Here is a 16017-nt window from a genome sequence, read left to right as displayed (position 1 = left end):
CCGTGGCCCCCGGACCCGTGGCCCCCGAAGGCCGGGGGTTTCACACCCGTCGCCGGCTGGTTCTCGAACCGGTGGCGCACCAGCCGGCGACCTCCCGCGGGATATTTTCACAAGAAAGAAGGAAGATGCGCATGGCGTTGCTGCGGTCTCGGGTCGAAAGCGCCAATCGGCCGGATTGTCCCTTTCCCCTGAACAACCTGCCCTATGGGGTGTTCTCCGTGTCGGGCGCTGCGCCGCGCTGCGGGGTGGCCATCGGCGACATGATCCTGGATCTGGCCGAATGCGAGGCGTGCGGGCTGGTCGATGCGGACGGCACCTTCGCGCAGCCGGCACTTAACAGCTTCATGGCGCTTGGCCGGGCGCGTTGGGACGCAGTGCGTGCGCGGCTGACCGAACTGCTCGCCGAGGGCGCGACGCCAGACCTGCCGCTGGTCGCCATGTCTGACGCGCAGATGCACCTGCCGATCCGGGTCACGGAATACACCGACTTCTATGCCTCGAAGAACCATGCCTTCAACGTCGGCGTGCTGTTTCGCGGTCCCGAGAACGCCCTGCCGCCGCAATGGACGCATATGCCCATCGGCTATAACGGCCGGGCCTCGTCGGTGGTGGTCTCGGGCACGCCGATCCGCCGGCCGATGGGGCAGGTCCGGGGCGAGGCCGGGCCGGAATGGGTGCCCTGCCGCCGGCTGGACCTGGAGCTGGAGCTGGGCGCCGTCGTCGGCGCGGACAGCGAGATGGGCAGCCGCGTCAGCGTGGAGCAGGCCGAAGCGATGATCTTCGGCTATGTCCTGCTGAACGACTGGTCGGCGCGCGACATCCAGGCCTGGGAATACCAGCCGCTGGGGCCCTTCCAGTCCAAGGCGCTCGGCACCACCATCGGCGCCTGGATCGTGACCCAGGCGGCGCTGGAGCCGTTCCGTTGCGCAGGGGCCGAGAGGCTGAACCCGCTGCTGCCCTATCTGCACGAGCGGCGGCCGGGGCTTTACGACCTGGAGCTCGGCTGGACCATGAACGGCCAGGTGATGGGACGGACGAATTACAACGTCATGTATTACTCCAGCGCCCAGCAGCTGGCGCATCACACCAGTTCCGGCTGCCCGATGCGGGTCGGCGACCTCCTGGGCTCGGGCACGATCTCGGGGCCGGGCCGCGACCAGGCCGGGGCGCTGCTGGAGATGACCGGGGGCGGCAAGGCGCCGGTCACGGTCAATGGCGCGCCCCGCACCTTCATCGAGGATGGCGACGAGATCGGGCTTTTCGCCCAGGCGCAGGGCGCGGGCTATCGCATCGGCTTCGGACCCTGCACCGGGCGCATCCTGCCGGCGCAGCCATGAGCGCGGCCCTGGCCGCGGCAGGGGGGCTGTCGCCGGTCCTGCTGCGGCATCGGCGCGCGCCCGAAACCCGCCCGGCCCGTTGATCGGCGCCGCGCGGTCGGGCAACATCGGCCAGGCGCGCGCTTGTCGACCAGGCGCCCAGCAGCCGGGCGCCGGCATGGAGAAGACATGGAGAAAAGGACCGAGTTCCACATCTGGTATTGGATCCTGGCCTTCCTGGCCGTGATCCTGGTCCAGGATCTGTTGTCGGGCGCGCGCGATGTCGCGCCGATCAGCTACAGCCAGTTCGAGGATTACCTGGAGCAGGGCCGCATCTCGTCGGTGGCGGTTGGCGGCGACCGCATCACCGGCAATTTCAATAGCCCGGTCGACGGCCGCAACCAGTTCGTCACCACCCTGGTCGATCCGGCCGTCCTGGAGCGCATCGACCAGGCCGGGGTCGAGATCAGCGGCGTGCCGCAGAACACCTGGCTTGGCGCGCTGCTGTCCTGGGTGGTGCCGGTGGTGCTGTTCCTGGCACTGTGGATGTTCGTCTTTCGCAAGTTCGCCGAGCGCCAGGGCCTGGGCGGCTTCATGCAGGTCGGCAAGAGCCGGGCCAAGGTCTATATGGAAAAGGAAACCGGCGTGACATTCGCCGATGTCGCCGGCGTGGACGAGGCCAAGGCCGAGCTGGAGGAGATCATCGCCTTCCTGCGCGACCCCGAGGGCTATGGCCGCCTGGGCGCGCGCATTCCCAAGGGGGTGCTGCTGGTCGGTCCGCCCGGTACCGGCAAGACGCTGCTGGCGCGGGCCGTGGCGGGCGAGGCGGGGGTGACCTTCCTGTCGATCTCGGGCTCGGAATTCGTCGAGCTGTTCGTCGGCGTCGGTGCCGCGCGGGTGCGCGACCTGTTCGAGCAGGCCCGCAAGAGCGCCCCGGCCATCATCTTCATCGACGAACTCGACGCGCTTGGTCGCGCCCGCAACTCGGGCCAGTTCACCGGCGGCAATGACGAGCGCGAGCAGACCCTGAACCAGCTGCTGTCCGAGCTGGACGGCTTCGACCCTTCGTCGGGCGTGGTGCTGCTGGCCGCGACCAACCGGCCCGAGATCCTGGACCCGGCGCTGCTGCGCGCCGGCCGCTTCGACCGGCAGGTGCTGGTGGACAAGCCCGACCGCAAGGGCCGCATCGACATCCTCAAGGTGCATATGAAAAAGGTGCGGCTGGCCCCGGATGTCGAGGTCGGGCAGGTCGCCGCGCTGACGCCGGGCTTTTCCGGCGCCGACCTGGCCAACCTGGTGAACGAGGCGGCGCTGCTGGCCACCCGGCGCAGCGCCGATGCCGTGGCCATGGCCGATTTCAACCAGGCGGTCGAGCGCATCGTCGCCGGGCTGGAAAAGCGCAACCGCCTGCTGAACCCGCGCGAGCGCGAGATCGTCGCCTGCCACGAGATGGGCCATGCGCTGGTCGCCATGGCGCTGCCCGGCGTGGACGTGGTCCACAAGGTCTCGATCATCCCGCGCGGCATCGGCGCGCTTGGCTATACCATCCAGCGCCCGACCGAGGACCGCTTCCTGATGACCCGCGCCGAGCTGGAGGACAAGATCGCCGTCCTGCTGGGCGGGCGGGCGGCGGAAAGCGTGGTCTTCGGCCATCTCTCGACCGGCGCGGCCGACGATCTGGTCAAGGCGACCGACATCGCCCGCGCCATGGTCACGCGCTATGGCATGGACGACGATCTGGGCCATGTCAGCTATGACAGCGACCGCCCCGGCTTCCTGGGCACGAACGAGCAGGGCTCGTGGCTGAGCCGGCGTTATTCCGAGGCCACGGCGCAGCGGATCGACGCGGGGGTCAAGCAGATCACCGACAGGATCTTTGCCCGCACGGTGGCGCTGCTCGAGGCCAATCGCGACCTCCTGGAGCAATCCGCGCGCGAATTGCTGGAGCGCGAGACGCTGGAGGATGCCGAGCTGCGTGCCTTCGCGGCAAGGGTGCGGCCGGCGGCCGCGGCCGCCTGAGCCCAGCCCGGCCGGTCAGGCCAGCAGCGCCGCCATCCCGCGGACCTGCGCCAGGGCCGCGGCATTCAACGTCCGCGCGGCCTCGTCGGTCCCGGCCTCGGTGTAAAGCCGCAGCTCCGGCGCGTTGCCGGACGGGCGCAGGTGGATGATCGCGCCGTCCGCGAAGGTCATGCGCAGCCCGTCGGTCTGGTCGATCCGCCACAACCCGCCGGCCAGCGGGCCGAATTGCGCCTCGATCCGGGCGCGGCTCTCCGCCTCGCTGCCCGCGGTCAGCCAGGCCAGGATCGCCTGGGAATCCCGGGTCGGGAAATCCTGCAGCCGGTCGCTGAAGGTCACGCGCCGCGGCAGGCCGGCGCAAAGCTCGGCCAGCGGCCGCGCCCTGGCCGCCGCCAGCACCGCGACCACCGGCAGGACCGCGTCGCGCGTCGGCAGCGCCGCCAGCCGCCGCCCGTCCCGCACGATCTCGCTGCCCAGCAGGAAGCCGCCGTTCGCCTCGTAGCCGCAGACCGGTCCCAGGGTCTCGCACGCCGCCTCGCTCATCGCCGCGATGACATAGGGCGAGCCGATGCGGGTGCGGATGGTGCGGGCGAAGGCCCCGCTCAGTTCCAGCGCGGTATTGCTGCTGACCGGGGTGACGACGCATTCGGCGCCCAGTTCGCGGGCGCAAAGCAGGCCCAGCAGGTCGCCGCGCAGCCATTCGCCGCGGTGGTCGGCCAGGAGCGGACGGTCGGAATCGCCGTCGGTCGAGACGATGGCGTCCAGCCGCTGCCCCGCCGCCCAGTCCCGCGCCAGGGCGATGTCCTCGGGCCGCAGCGCCTCGGTATCGACGGGGATGAAACGGTCCGAGCGGCCCAGCGGCAGAACCTCGGCGCCAAGCGCGCGCAGGATGCGGGCGATGAGGTCGCGGCCGACGGCGGAATGCTGGTAAAGCCCAAGCCGCAGCCCCGAAAGCGCGTCCTTGCCGAAGAAGTCCAGATAGCGGCGCAGATAGCCGTCCTCGATGTCCATGGGCTCGGGCAGGGGGGCGGCTTCGGCCAGCCCGCCGTCGGGGTCGAAGCGGGCGGGATCCGGCGCCAGCGCCTGCCGGGCCATGCCTTCCTCGTCCGGCTTCAGGATCTCGCCGCCGGGGCGGTGGAACTTGATGCCGTTGCGGTCGTCGGGAATATGGCTGCCCGTGACCATGAGCGAGGGGATGGCGCGGCCAAAGGCGTAATGCGCCAGCGCCGGCGTGGGCACATGGCCGCAGAACAGCGCCCGCCCGCCCGCGTCGCGGACCGCCTGGGCGCAGGCGCGCAGGATGCGCGGGGTCGAGGGGCGCAGGTCGCCCGCCAGCGCCACCTCGGTTCCGGGGGCGAACTCGCCGATCTCGCGCAGATATTGCAGGAAGCCCTGGACGCAGCCATGGGCCACGCGGTCGGTCAGCGCGCTGGCCAATCCGCGCGCGCCGCTGGTGCCGAAGGCGACGCCGCTTTGCGCCATCAGCGTCCGGAGGGTGAGGGGGCCTGTCTCGGTCATGCTCGAAGCTCGCTCTTTGGAAAGCCGATCATGCAGGCGCGGCGGGCGGTTCGTCCAGAGCCGCCGTGCCGGGTCTCGCGGCTTCTCTGTTCCGAAAATACCCGAAATCCCGCGACGCCGGGCGCAAGCCGGGCCCGGATCGCGGCCACCTTGCGGCGCTGGCAAGCCGCTGAAACCGGTGGCAGAATGCGCCGATGGACCCGGATCAGATCCTCAGCCGCCTTGCCGTGTCGCTGGCCATCGGCCTGCTGGTCGGGCTCGAACGCGGCTGGCGCACCCGCGACGAGCGCGAGCATCAGCGCGCCGCCGGCCTGCGCACCTTCGCGCTGGCCGGGCTGACCGGCGGGGCGACCGGCGTCCTGGCGCTGCAATACGGCGGTCTGGTGATCGGCATCGTGTTCTGCGGCTTCGCGCTGGTCTTTGCCGCCTTCCAATGGCTGGAATCGCGGCTCGACCGGAATGTCAGCGCCACCTCGGCGGTGGCGGGGATGCTGGTCTTCCTGCTGGGCGCGCTGGCCGTCACCGGGCCGCTGGTCCCGGCCGTCGCCGCCGCCGTGGCGATGACGCTGCTTCTGGCGGGGCGCGAACACCTGCACCGCTGGGTCGCGGCGCTGAGCTGGGCCGAGATCCGGGCGATCCTGACGCTGGCGGCCATGTCCTTCCTGCTGCTGCCGGTCATCCCCGACCGCAGCGTCGATCCCTGGGGCGCGGTCAACCTGCGCGAGATCTGGCTGCTGGCGATCCTGATCGCCGGGATTTCCTTTGCCGGCTATGTCGCGGTCCGGGCCTTTGGCGACCGGCTGGGGATCGTGGTGATGGCGGCGGCCGGGGGGCTGGCCTCATCGACCGCGACCACGCTGGCCTTTGCCCGGCTGGGCAAGGCCCAGCCCGGCGCCGCCCGGTTGCTTGCCGCCGGCATCCTGATTTCCGGCATCGTCATGCTGGTCCGCGTCGGCGTGGTGACGGTCGGGTTGAACCGGGCGCTGCTGGCGCATCTGGCGCTGCCGCTGGCGGCGGGGGCGGCGGTGATGGCCGCGGCGGCGGCGCTTCTGCTGTGGCGGCGGCCGGCGCAGGCCGGACCGGCGCTGCCGATCAGCAACCCGCTGGCGGTGGGCACGGCGCTGAAGATCGCCGCCTTCATCGCCCTCGTGCTGCTGGCGGCCGAGATCCTGCGCCACCACTATGGCGATGTCGGCGTGCTGATCATCGCGGCGATCTCGGGCATCGGCGATGTGGATGCGGTGTCGATCTCGATGGCGCGGCTCGGCGGCGGCGACCTGGCCACCCCGGTCGCGGCGCGCGCGATCCTGGTCGCGGTGGCGGTGAATACCCTGTCCAAGGCGGCGATGGCGGCGCTGGTCGGCAACCGGCGGATCGGGCTGACCGTCGCCGGGATCAGCGCGCTGGCGCTTGCCGCCGGGCTGGCGGCGGTCTGGGCGCAGGCGGTGCTGGAGCGGGGATGAACGCCGCCCCTAGACCGGGCCGGAATCGCCGAAATCGATGCTGTCGAAGATCCGTGTGACCTTTTGCGCATAGTCCGGACTGTCCAGCCAGTCGGCCAGCTTGTCCATGGTGGCGATGAAGGCCTGCACCTCGGCCGGCGAGAGCGGCTCGAACACCGCCTCCAGCGCGCGGGCGGAGAGCAGGTCGGCGCGGTCGCGCACCCTCTGCCCGGCCTGGGTCACGAACAGGCCGAAGCGGCGGGCGTCGGCATCGTCGTTGCGCCGCTCGACATGGCCGCCGCGCACCAGATTCTGGATCAGCCGCGATACCAGGCTGCGCTCCAGCCCGGTCATCACCGTCAGTTCGGCAAAGGTCGTGCCGGGATTGTCGCCGATCAGCCGCAGCACCCGGATCGTGCGCACGTCCAGCCCGACCAGGGCGATGAAACGATCCTCGACCGAGCGGATCGATTCGGTCGCCAGCAGGTTCAGCTTGTAGATCGCATTGCCCTGACGAAAGCTTCTCGACCAGGTTTTTCCCATGTTTCCGCCCATTTGTCCGTCCTTGGCCCGGGGGCATAGCAAAGGTGAAATAATTCCTTTGCGCAATGATCTTATTATGCAACAATTTCATATCAAGACAGACAGGCGTGATTCGCAGGGAGGGAAGCATGGGTCTGATCGAGGATATCGTCGCGCAGGAAAGCACCTTCGTCGGCTGGCGCCGCGCGATGCACGAAAACCCGGGTATCGGCTTTCAGGAAACCTTTGCCGCCGAACTGGTCGCGCGCAGCCTGCGCGATTTCGGCTTTGACGAGGTGCATGCCGGCATCGGCGGCACCGGCGTGGTGGGGGTGCTGCGCGGCAAGCGGGAATCGAACCGCGCCATCGGGCTGCGGGCGGATATGGACGCGCTGCCGATCCAGGAGGAGACCGGCAAGCCCTATGCCTCGAAGATTCCGGGCGTGATGCATGCCTGCGGCCATGACGGCCATACCGCGACGCTGCTGGCCGCGGCCTGGCACCTGGCGCGGACCCGCGACTTCGCCGGCACCGTGCATTTCATCTTCCAGCCCGCCGAGGAGGGGCTGGGCGGTGCGCTTGCGATGATCCGCGACGGGCTGCTGGAGCGTTTCCCCTGCGACCGGCTTTACGCCTATCACAATTTCCCCGGCATGGAGCAGGGCCATATCTACAGCAGCACCGGCCGGGCCATGGCGGGATGCAGTTTCTTCACCATCCGGGTGCAGGGGCGGGGCGGCCATGCCGCGCTGCCGCAGACCACCGTCGACGCGGCGCAGATCGCCGCCAATCTGGTGGTGACGGCGCAAAGCGTCGTGGCGCGCAACCTCGACCCGCTGGAAACCGGCATCCTGTCCTTTACCGATGTCTATGCCGGCACCAACAGCCATAACGTCATCCCCGACAAGGCCACGCTCAAGGGTTGCCTGCGCTATTTCGACAAGGCGGTCGGTGCGCTGATGAAGCGGCGGCTGGACGAGGTCGCCCAAGGCATCGCCGCGACCTATGGCGGCGCGGCGCGCGTGGAATATGACGACAATTTCGTGCCGCTGGTCAACGATGCCGAGGCGACACGGCTGGCGCTGGCCGTGGCCGCGCAGGTGGTCGGGCCGCAGCGGGTGCATGCCGATGCGCCGCCGCTGACCGGCAGCGAGGATTTCGCCTTCATGACCGAGCGCGTGCCGGGCAGCTATGTCCTGGTCGGCGCCGGCCCCGGCGCCATGCCGCACAATCCCGGCTATGACTTCAACGATACGATCCTGACGGTCGCGGCCAGCTATTTCTGCCGCCTGGTCGAAACCGAACTGGCCTGAGCGCCCCCTGCCCGGCAGGGCTTGCAAGGATTACCCGCATGGAACATGTCTTCTCGGTGGCCAACGGCCCCGTGCTGTGGCTGCTTGCCGGCCTGATCGTCGGCACCGTCGTGGTGCAGGCATTGCTTTACCTGCGCATGACGCTGCGCCTCTCGAACGATTACGGCATCCTGACCCGCGACGAACGCCTGCGGGTCTACAAGACCGCGACGATCAACTCGATCGGGCCGGCGATCGCGGTCTTCTTCGTCGCCGTCTCGCTGGTCGCCATGGTGGGCGGGCCGGTGACGCTGATGCGGGTCGGGGTGATCGGCTCGGCCATCTTCGAATTCGTCGCCGCCGAGATGGGCGCCAAGGCCGCGGGCGCGACGCTGGGCACCGACAGCTACACGCTGCAAGCCTTTACCGCCTCGGTCTGGGTGATGACGCTGGGCGGCATGGGCTGGCTGGTCAGCACCTTCCTGATGACGAAAAGCCTCGACCGCACGCGCGACAAGCTGTCGGTCGGCAATCCGCAGCTGATCCGGGCGCTTGGCAGCGCGACGCCGGTGGCGATCTTCCTGACGCTGGGGCTGGGCGCGGCCGTGGCCAAGACCGGGCTGGCGGAGATCGCCGTGGCCTGGGACGATCTGGCCGCGCTGCTGATCGGGGCCGGCACCATGCTGGTGCTGGGCCAGCTTGGCAAACGCTGGCTGTGGCTGCGCGAATGGGCCGTGGGCTTCGCGCTGATCGGCGGGCTCGCCGCCGGATATCTCGTCGGCCAGATCCTGGCCTGATCCCCAAGCATCAGGAGCGATCCATGACCAAGCAGAACCTCGAGACCCATTACCGGACCAGCTTCATCCCGCGGGCGCATCGCATCGGGCGCATCACGCTGCTGATCGCCATGGCGGTCTGCCTGCTGCCCGCGCTCTACCTGTCCTTCGTGCTGGGCGCCTGGCCCGGCGCCGGGGTGATCCTGACCGGCTTTCTGGCCGTGCTGGCCTTTGTCGGCATCATCTGGATCGTCGAGCCGATCTCGTATTTCCCGGTGCTGGGAGTGTGCGGCACCTATATGAGCTTCCTGTCGGGCAATATCGGCAACATGCGCATGCCGGTGGTGATCTCGTGCCAGCAGGCCGTCGAGGCCGAGACCGGCTCGCGCAAGGCCGAGGTCGCGGCGGTGCTGGGCATCGCCGTCTCGGTGCTGGTGAACCTGGTCTTCCTGGTGGCGCTGGTGGTGATCGGCCGGGCGCTGATCGACGCCATGCCCGCGCCGATGGCGCTGGCGGTCAAGGAATACACGCTGCCCGCGCTTTACGGCGCCGTGCTGGTCATGTTCATGAACAGCGCCACCCGCCGCAACGCGCTGACCGGCATTCTGTGCGGGCTTGCGATCTTCCTGTCGCCGATCCCCGGCGTTCTGGGCACGGCGGTCGCGGGCATCCTGGCGATCCTCGTCTGCTTCGCGACCAACCGCAGGCCCGCACGCCCGGCCGGCAGCGGCCAGTCCGCCTGACCATCCCCGCGGCTCGGGCTGTCCCGGTCGGCGCCGCCGGCCGGCTGTCCCGGAGCGGGGCCTCAGCGATCCGCTTCGGCCAGCCGCACCAGTTCCGCCACCCGTTCCGCATTCGAGGCGGCCGGGTGGCCATCCATGTTCAGCAGGTTGTTCTCGAACCCGATCCGCGCCTTGCCGCCCCGCCGCATCGTCGCCAGCAGGCATGCGGTCTCGGCCGGGCCGAAGGCGCAGGCCGCCCAGTCGGCGGCCAGCCCGGCGGCGCGCTGGCGGGCCAGGGGCGCGTCGAGCTCCGAGGGCTGCGAGATCTGGCCCGCCGCATAGCGGCCCAGCACATGCAGGATCTGCAGCCCCGCGGCCGGCACGGTGCCATCCGCCAGCAGGGCGGCGAGCCGGTCCACCTCCTCGGGCGCATAGAGGATATGCTGCACCGCGATCCCGGCCGCGGCGCAATCGTGGAAGAAGGCGCGGGTCAGCCGCGCATCCGGCTCGGCCGTGATCTCGCGCAAGGCGACCGAGACCGCGGCCGGGCGCAGCCGCGCCACCAGCGCGCGCTGCTCGGCAGGACTGTAGCGGCCCACCGCCTCGGTGGTGATCTGCACTGCCATATCGGGCACCGCGCGGGCCAGTTCGGCGATCAGCTCGGCATAGAGCCCGGCGTCCAGCACATGCCGGCCCTCGGCGTCCCGGACATGGGCATGGATGCCGCCTGCGCCAGCCGCATGGCACGCCCGCGCGCAGCCGACGATCTCGGGGATGGTGACGGGCAGGGCGGGGTGGTCCGCCTTGCCGCGCCGCGCGCCGTTCGGCGCGACCATGATCCGCGGCAGGCTCATGCCGCCAGCGCCCCGCGGATCGCGCCCGAAAGCTTGCCGACCAGCTCGTCGATCTGCGCGTCCTCGATGATGAAGGGCGGCGCCAGCAGGATGTGGTCGCCGCGCTGCCCGTCGATGGTACCGCCCATCGGATAGCAGATCAGCCCGGCCTCGAAGGCCAGCTTCTTGATCTGTGCATGCAGCTTGCGCGCCGGGTCGAAGGGGGTCTTGCCGGCGCGGTCCTCGACCAGTTCGATGCCGCGGAACAGCCCGCGGCCGCGGATGTCGCCGACATGCGGATGCTGGCCGAACTCGGCCCGCAGCGCCGCGTCGAGCTTGGCGCCCTGTTCGCGCACCCGCGCCAGCAGGCCGCGCCCCAGGATGGCGTCCAGCACCGCCCCGGCCGCCGCCGCCGCCATCGCATGGCCCATATAGGTATGGCCATGCTGGAAAAAGCCCGAACCCGCCGCGATGGCACCGTAGATGCGCCCCGAGGCCAGCAGCGCCCCGACCGGCTGGTAGCCGGCGCCCAGTCCCTTGGCGATGGTGATCATGTCGGGCGCGACGCCGTCCTCCTCGCAGGCGAAAAGATGGCCGGTCCGTCCCATGCCGCACATCACCTCGTCGAGGATCAGCAGCACGCCATGGCGGTCGCAGATCTGGCGGATGCGCTTCAGATAGCCGGGCACGGCGGGCACCGCGCCGGCGGTCGCGCCTACAACCGGCTCGGCGATGAAGGCCATCACCGTCTCGGGGCCGAGGCGGCGGATCTCGGCCTCCAACTCGTCGGCGGCGCGCTGGCCGTAGGCCTCCTGCGTCTCGTCCTCCTGCCGGTCGCGATATTCGTAGCAGGGCGCGATATGGCTGGTCTCGACCAGCAGCGGCGCGAATTGCGCCCGCCGCCAGGCATTGCCGCCCGCCGCCAATGCGCCCAGCGTATTGCCGTGATAGCTCTGCCGCCGGGCGATCACCCGGTGCCGCTGCGGCTGGCCGATCTCCAGGAAATACTGCCGCGCCAGCTTGATCGCTGCCTCGACCGCCTCGGAGCCGCCCGAGACCAGATAGACCCGCTCGATCCCCTCGGGCGCATGGGCGGCCAGTGCGTCGGCCAGCGATTCGGCGGGCTCGGAGGTGAAGAAGCCGGTATGGGCAAAGGCCAGCGCATCCAGCTGCGCATGCAGCGCGGCGCGCAGCCCGGCATCGGAATGGCCAAGGCAGGACACCGCCGCCCCGCCCGAGCCGTCCAGATAGCGTTTCCCAGAGGAATCAATGATGTAGCAGCCTTCGCCGCGTGCCGCCACCGGCAGCACCCCCTTGGTCGTTCGTCCGAAAACATGTCCGGGCATCGCGACTCCATCCTTTCATGGGCCAGTGATCGGCAAATCTAATTGCATTGTTTGGTGATTTATGCAAATAAATTTGCGAGCGCGGTGCCGGTCTCTCGGTGCCGTTCCACAGGGAGAAAGAACAAATGAAGACGCTTTTCGCATTCGCCGGCGCTGCCACCCTGGCCCTGGGCATCGGGACCGCCGCCATGGCCGAGGATCTGGTCGTCGCCACCGACACCGCCTTCGTGCCCTTCGAGTTCAAGGAGGGCGACAAGTATGTCGGCTTCGACATCGACCTCTGGGATGCCATCGCCACCGAGATCGGCGTCACCTATAAGCTGCGGCCGATGGATTTCGCCGGCATCATCCCGGCCTTGCAGACCGGGCAGGTGGACGTGGCGCTGGCCGGCATCACCATCAAGCCCGAGCGGCAGGAAGTCATCGACTTCTCGGACGGCTATTACGACAGCGGCCTGATGCTGATGGTGCCGGCCGACAGCGAGGTCGCCAGCCATGCCGACCTGGCCGGCAAGACCCTGGCGGTCAAGACCGGCACCTCGTCCTCGGACTATGCCGAGGAGAACTTCAAGGAAACCACGCTGCGCAAGTTCCCCAACATCGACAACGCCTATCTGGAGCTGCGCACCGGCGGCGTCGATGCGGCCATGCATGACACGCCGAACGTGCTTTACTACATCGCCACCGCCGGCGGCGGCCAGGTCAAGGCCGTGGGCGAGCAGATGATGGCGCATGAATACGGCATCGGCTTTCCCAAGGGCAGCGAGCTGACCCCCAAGGTCAACGAGGCGCTGGCCAAGCTCAAGGCCGACGGGCGCTACGAAGCGATCTACGAGAAATGGTTCGGCACCAAGCCCGCCGAGTGATCGTTCCGGGCGGCCAGCGCGGGTGACGGGGACCGATCCGTCCCCGTCCGTCCGGCCGTATCCTGTCCTTTCCGCGTCACGGAGGTCTTCCCTTGGAAGTCGATTGGTCCGTCGTTCCCGGCTTCTTGCCGCAACTTCTCGCCGGCGCCCGCGTCACCATCCTCATCGCGCTGGCCGGTCTGGTCGGTGGCACCGTCCTCGGGCTGATCGCCGGGCTGATGCGCGCCTATGGCGGCGTCATCCTGAACGCCATCGCCTTCGCCTATATCGAGGTGATCCGGGGTACGCCGATCGTGGTGCAGGTGATGTTCCTGTATTTCGCGCTGCCGGTGCTGGCCGGGGTGCGCATCGACCCGATGACCGCCGCGATCCTGGCCATCGTGGTCAATGCCGGCGCCTATATCGCCGAGATCGTGCGCGGCGCCTTCCTGTCGATCCCGCGCGGCCTGACCGAGGCGGGGCTGGCCATGGGCCTGCCGCAATGGAAGGTGCTGACCCATATCGTCGGTCCGCTGGCCTTTCGCCGGCTGATCCCGCCCCTGGGCAACCAGTTCATCGTCTCGCTCAAGGACACCTCGCTGTTCATCGTGATCGGGGTGGGCGAGCTGACCCGTACCGGGCAGGAGATCATGGCCTCGAACTTCCGCGCCGTCGAGATCTGGACGGCGGTGGCGGTGCTTTACCTGGCCATGACCGGCGTCCTGACCTTTGTCCTGCGGCTGATCGAAAAACGCATGAGGATCCTGTGAGCATCATCGAGTTTCGCAAGACCTCCAAGCACTTCGGCGACCTGAAGGTGCTGGACGAGGTCGATCTCTCCATCGAGACCGGCGAGGTGGTGGTGCTGATCGGCCCCTCGGGCTCGGGCAAGTCCACGCTGCTGCGCTGCATCAACGGGCTTGAACAGATCACCGGCGGCGACCTGCTGGTGGACGGCATCTCGGTTCGCGCCGGGGCCAAGCAGCTGCGCCGCATCCGGCAGGAGGCCGGGATGGTGTTCCAGCAGTTCAACCTGTTCCCGCAGATGACCGCCTTGCAGAACGTGGCCTTTGGCCCGCGCAAGGTGCGCGGCCTGCCGCGCGCCGAGGCCGAGGCGCAGGCGATGCGGCTTCTGGAAAAGGTCGGGCTGGCGGCGCGTGCCCATCATCCGCCCTCGGCGCTGTCGGGCGGCCAGCAGCAGCGCGTGGCCATCGCCCGGGCGCTGGCGATCCGACCCAAGGTCATGCTGTTCGACGAGCCGACCTCGGCGCTCGACCCCGAGCTGAAGCAGGAGGTGCTGAACGTCATGCGCGAACTGGCGCAGGAGGGCATGACCATGGTCGTCGTCACCCATGAGATGGGCTTCGCCCGCCAGGTCGGCACGCGGCTGATCTTCATGGAACATGGCAAGATCTCGGTGGACGGCGATCCGGTCCAGACCATCGCCAACCCGCCCAACGACCGTCTGAAGGATTTCCTGCAACATGTCTGAGGTTTCGACCGCGCCCGGGCTGGGCTGGCTGCAACTGGCCGGCACCCCGCATCAGATCGGCGTCGCGCTTGGCCGCGCCGGCCGCGCGGCGGTGCGGCGGCACCTGTCCGGCCATCCGCTGTGGCAGGAGGTCAACGCCGCCGCCCATGCCCCCCGCCTTGCCGCCATGGCCGCGGCGACCCGTGTCCGCTTTCCGCGCATCTGGCAGGAAATCGAGGGGCTGGCCGAGGGGCTGGGCCTGCCGGTGGCGCAGGTCTTTGCCTGGAACTGCCGCGGCGACCTGCTGGCCTCGGTCCCGGACGGCTGCACCACCGTCATGCTGCCGGGCCCCGAGCCGCTGCTGGCGCATAACGAGGACGGGCTGCCCTGCTTTCGCGGCGCCTGCTTCATCGCCGAGGCCCGGCCCGAGGCCGAGCCGGGCTTCCATGCCTTCTGCTATCCCGGCTCGATCCCCGGCCATACCTTTGCCTTTACCGGCGCCGGGCTGGTGCAGACGGTGAACAACCTGCGCCTGACCGGGGTCGAGGCGGAAATCCCGCGCATGGTGCTGGGCCGGGCGGTGCTGGCCTGCCCGACGCTGGCGGCGGCGCTGGAGGTGCTGGCCGATGCGGCCTCGGGCGGGTTCCATTTCGCGCTGATGCAGCGCGGTGACGGGCGCATCCTGTCGGTCGAGTTCGGCGGCGGCGCGATGTCGCGGCGCGAGATCGTCGCCCCGGCGCTGCATGCCAATCACGCGCTGCACCTGCCGCGCGGCCTTGACGGCCAGATCGTCACCGCGTCCTCGGGCGACCGGCAGCGGCGCGGCGATGCGCTGGTGGCGGCGGGCGCGGCTCCGCTGGCGATCCTGCGCGATACCGGCGGCGAGGGGCTTCCCATCCGGCGCGATGCGGAGGATGATCCCGACGAAGAAAACACCCTCGGCACCGCGATCCTGCGCCTGACCGTCCGGGGGCTCGATTGGAGCATCCATGACCGCGCCACCGGACCCGCCCGCTACAGCGGCACCGCCTGAGACCCTGCAAGAGCTGCGCGCCCTGGCCGTCGCCATCGCGCAGGGCGAGGGCGGCATCTCGCTGGGGGCCAAGGCGCGCGGCGCGCTGTCGCGCATCCTGGACCTGACCGGCGATCCGGTGCTGCTGTCGATCACCACGCTGGCCGAGCGGCTGGAGGTCAGCCCCTCGACCCTGACCCGGCTGGCGCATTCGCTGGGCTACTCCGGCTTTCCCGGTTTCCAGCAGGTTCTGCTCTCGGCCTCGATGAGCGCGCCGGGGGCGTTCTATTCGCGCCGGGCGGCTTCGGCGCTCGAGGGCGGCAGTTCGACCCGCGCCCGCGCCGCGCGGCTGTGCCGCGAGAACCAGGCCAATATCGACCGGTTCATCGAACAGTTCGACGAGGCCGCCTTCGATATGGCGGCCGAGATGATCATGGCGGCGCCGCGGGTCGTGGTTCACGGCATCCGCCAGTTCCATTCCATCGCCAGCTTCCTGGTCTATGGGCTGCGCATGATCCGCTCGGACGTGGCGCTGCTCGATGCGAACGGGCTGGGCATTGCCGAGGGGCTGGCGCTGCTGGGCGAGGGCGGGGTGCTGATCTCGACCAGCTGCGCGCCCTATTCGGCGCAGGTGGTCGAGGTCGCGGCCGAGGCGCGCAAGCTTGGCATCGGCACCGTGGCCCTGACCGACCGGACCGATTCGCCGCTGGTGCAAAGCTCGCGCGCCGCGATCCTGGTCGCGCATGAGACCAGCTTCCTGTCGAACAGCATCGGCGCCTTTACCGTCGCCGTCGAATGCCTGGTCAACGCCTGCGCCGCCACCCGGCCGGCGGCCGCGCGCCGCGCCCTGCGCGAGCGCGACAGGATGATCGAAAGGCTGCGCGTCGAAATCGGCTGATCCGGTCC

15 protein-coding genes are annotated in these 16017 nt (G+C 69.6%); 11 read left to right on the top strand and 4 right to left on the bottom strand.

Translation table 11 applies throughout. The features are described from left to right. The first annotated feature begins 131 nt into the window (after nt 1-131). Both fahA and ftsH read left to right on the top strand, forming a co-directional pair. Complete coding sequence (gene fahA / locus ESD82_RS10020) at nt 132-1337, top strand: fumarylacetoacetase (protein ID WP_114669164.1); 1206 nt, start codon at nt 132-134, stop codon at nt 1335-1337. 168 nt (nt 1338-1505) lie between these two features. Continuing rightward, nucleotides 1506-3335, top strand: a complete 1830-nt coding sequence (ftsH, locus tag ESD82_RS10015; protein WP_024843450.1) for an ATP-dependent zinc metalloprotease FtsH — start codon at nt 1506-1508, stop codon at nt 3333-3335. 15 nt (nt 3336-3350) lie between these two features. Here ftsH and ESD82_RS10010 read toward each other — a convergent pair whose 3' ends face one another. After that, a complete protein-coding gene (locus tag ESD82_RS10010; RefSeq protein WP_114669160.1) occupies nt 3351-4850 on the bottom strand; it encodes a phosphomannomutase in 1500 nt (499 codons plus the stop codon). Between the two features lie 194 nt (nt 4851-5044). Between ESD82_RS10010 and ESD82_RS10005 the strand changes: the two genes are divergently transcribed. Beyond that, nucleotides 5045-6313 carry an MgtC/SapB family protein gene (locus ESD82_RS10005; RefSeq protein ID WP_028710273.1) on the top strand — a complete coding sequence of 423 codons (1269 nt, stop codon included), beginning with the start codon at nt 5045-5047 and terminating at the stop codon, nt 6311-6313. Between the two features lie 9 nt (nt 6314-6322). Here the strand turns inward: ESD82_RS10005 and ESD82_RS10000 are convergent, their stop codons facing one another. Beyond that, a complete protein-coding gene (locus tag ESD82_RS10000) occupies nt 6323-6835 on the bottom strand; it encodes a MarR family winged helix-turn-helix transcriptional regulator (RefSeq protein WP_114669163.1) in 513 nt (170 codons plus the stop codon). 128 nt (nt 6836-6963) lie between these two features. On the opposite strand from ESD82_RS10000, the gene ESD82_RS09995 reads away from it, so the two are divergent. From ESD82_RS09995 to ESD82_RS09985, 3 genes are read left to right on the top strand one after another with little or no spacing between them, the layout of a single operon-like run. After that, nucleotides 6964-8127, top strand: a complete 1164-nt coding sequence (locus ESD82_RS09995; RefSeq protein ID WP_147429219.1) for an amidohydrolase — start codon at nt 6964-6966, stop codon at nt 8125-8127. A 38-nt stretch (nt 8128-8165) separates the two neighbouring features. Further along, nucleotides 8166-8903 (top strand): DUF5058 family protein, encoded by a 738-nt coding sequence (locus tag ESD82_RS09990; RefSeq protein WP_024843445.1) that lies wholly within the window; start codon nt 8166-8168, stop codon nt 8901-8903. Between the two features lie 23 nt (nt 8904-8926). Then, complete coding sequence (locus ESD82_RS09985) at nt 8927-9625, top strand: hypothetical protein (protein WP_024843444.1); 699 nt, start codon at nt 8927-8929, stop codon at nt 9623-9625. Between the two features lie 62 nt (nt 9626-9687). On the opposite strand, the gene ESD82_RS09980 is transcribed toward ESD82_RS09985, so the two are convergent. Both ESD82_RS09980 and ESD82_RS09975 read right to left on the bottom strand, forming a co-directional pair. Beyond that, nucleotides 9688-10458, bottom strand: coding sequence for a BKACE family enzyme (locus ESD82_RS09980; RefSeq protein WP_024843443.1), 771 nt, complete (start codon nt 10456-10458; stop codon nt 9688-9690). Beyond that, entirely contained in the window at nt 10455-11783 is a 1329-nt protein-coding gene (locus ESD82_RS09975) for an aspartate aminotransferase family protein (RefSeq protein ID WP_147429220.1), read from the bottom strand. Before ESD82_RS09975 ends, ESD82_RS09980 begins: the two co-directional genes overlap by 4 nt. A 125-nt stretch (nt 11784-11908) precedes the next feature. Between ESD82_RS09975 and glnH the strand changes: the two genes are divergently transcribed. From glnH to ESD82_RS09950, 5 genes are all read left to right on the top strand, one after another. Next, complete coding sequence (gene glnH / locus ESD82_RS09970; protein ID WP_147429221.1) at nt 11909-12649, top strand: glutamine ABC transporter substrate-binding protein GlnH; 741 nt, start codon at nt 11909-11911, stop codon at nt 12647-12649. A gap of 92 nt (nt 12650-12741) precedes the next feature. Then, nucleotides 12742-13398 (top strand): glutamine ABC transporter permease GlnP, encoded by a 657-nt coding sequence (gene glnP, locus ESD82_RS09965; protein ID WP_147429222.1) that lies wholly within the window; start codon nt 12742-12744, stop codon nt 13396-13398. Then, on the top strand, nt 13395-14120 hold the full coding sequence (glnQ, locus tag ESD82_RS09960; RefSeq protein ID WP_147429223.1) for a glutamine ABC transporter ATP-binding protein GlnQ: 726 nt from the start codon (nt 13395-13397) through the stop codon (nt 14118-14120). The genes glnP and glnQ overlap by 4 nt, the downstream gene beginning before the upstream one ends. Beyond that, on the top strand, nt 14113-15132 hold the full coding sequence (locus tag ESD82_RS09955) for a C45 family autoproteolytic acyltransferase/hydolase (RefSeq protein WP_147429224.1): 1020 nt from the start codon (nt 14113-14115) through the stop codon (nt 15130-15132). Before glnQ ends, ESD82_RS09955 begins: the two co-directional genes overlap by 8 nt. Then, the gene (locus ESD82_RS09950; RefSeq protein WP_024843437.1) at nt 15089-16009 is read left to right on the top strand and encodes a MurR/RpiR family transcriptional regulator; all 921 of its coding nucleotides are present in this window, start codon (nt 15089-15091) and stop codon (nt 16007-16009) included. The genes ESD82_RS09955 and ESD82_RS09950 overlap by 44 nt, the downstream gene beginning before the upstream one ends. Nucleotides 16010-16017: the final 8 nt, after the last annotated feature.

The sequence above is a fragment of the Paracoccus pantotrophus genome (assembly GCF_008824185.1).
Classification (GTDB): Bacteria; Pseudomonadota; Alphaproteobacteria; order Rhodobacterales; family Rhodobacteraceae; genus Paracoccus; species Paracoccus pantotrophus.
Note: the sequence above shows the minus strand (reverse complement) of the source record. Positions and strands in the feature narration are given on the sequence as shown.

Bases quoted from the DNA above. Each gene is read 5' to 3' on its own strand.
- ESD82_RS10005 (WP_028710273.1), top strand. From the start codon at position 5,045: ATGGACCCGGATCAGATCCTCAGCCGCCTTGCCGTGTCGCTGGCCATC.
- fahA (WP_114669164.1), top strand. From the start codon at position 132: ATGGCGTTGCTGCGGTCTCGGGTCGAAAGCGCCAATCGGCCGGATTGT.
- ESD82_RS09980 (WP_024843443.1), bottom strand. From the start codon at position 10,458: ATGAGCCTGCCGCGGATCATGGTCGCGCCGAACGGCGCGCGGCGCGGC.
- ESD82_RS10000 (WP_114669163.1), bottom strand. From the start codon at position 6,835: ATGGGAAAAACCTGGTCGAGAAGCTTTCGTCAGGGCAATGCGATCTAC.
- ESD82_RS09995 (WP_147429219.1), top strand. From the start codon at position 6,964: ATGGGTCTGATCGAGGATATCGTCGCGCAGGAAAGCACCTTCGTCGGC.
- ESD82_RS09985 (WP_024843444.1), top strand. From the start codon at position 8,927: ATGACCAAGCAGAACCTCGAGACCCATTACCGGACCAGCTTCATCCCG.
- ESD82_RS09950 (WP_024843437.1), top strand. From the start codon at position 15,089: ATGACCGCGCCACCGGACCCGCCCGCTACAGCGGCACCGCCTGAGACC.
- ESD82_RS09955 (WP_147429224.1), top strand. From the start codon at position 14,113: ATGTCTGAGGTTTCGACCGCGCCCGGGCTGGGCTGGCTGCAACTGGCC.
- ESD82_RS09990 (WP_024843445.1), top strand. From the start codon at position 8,166: ATGGAACATGTCTTCTCGGTGGCCAACGGCCCCGTGCTGTGGCTGCTT.
- glnH (WP_147429221.1), top strand. From the start codon at position 11,909: ATGAAGACGCTTTTCGCATTCGCCGGCGCTGCCACCCTGGCCCTGGGC.
- ESD82_RS10010 (WP_114669160.1), bottom strand. From the start codon at position 4,850: ATGACCGAGACAGGCCCCCTCACCCTCCGGACGCTGATGGCGCAAAGC.
- ftsH (WP_024843450.1), top strand. From the start codon at position 1,506: ATGGAGAAAAGGACCGAGTTCCACATCTGGTATTGGATCCTGGCCTTC.
- ESD82_RS09975 (WP_147429220.1), bottom strand. From the start codon at position 11,783: ATGCCCGGACATGTTTTCGGACGAACGACCAAGGGGGTGCTGCCGGTG.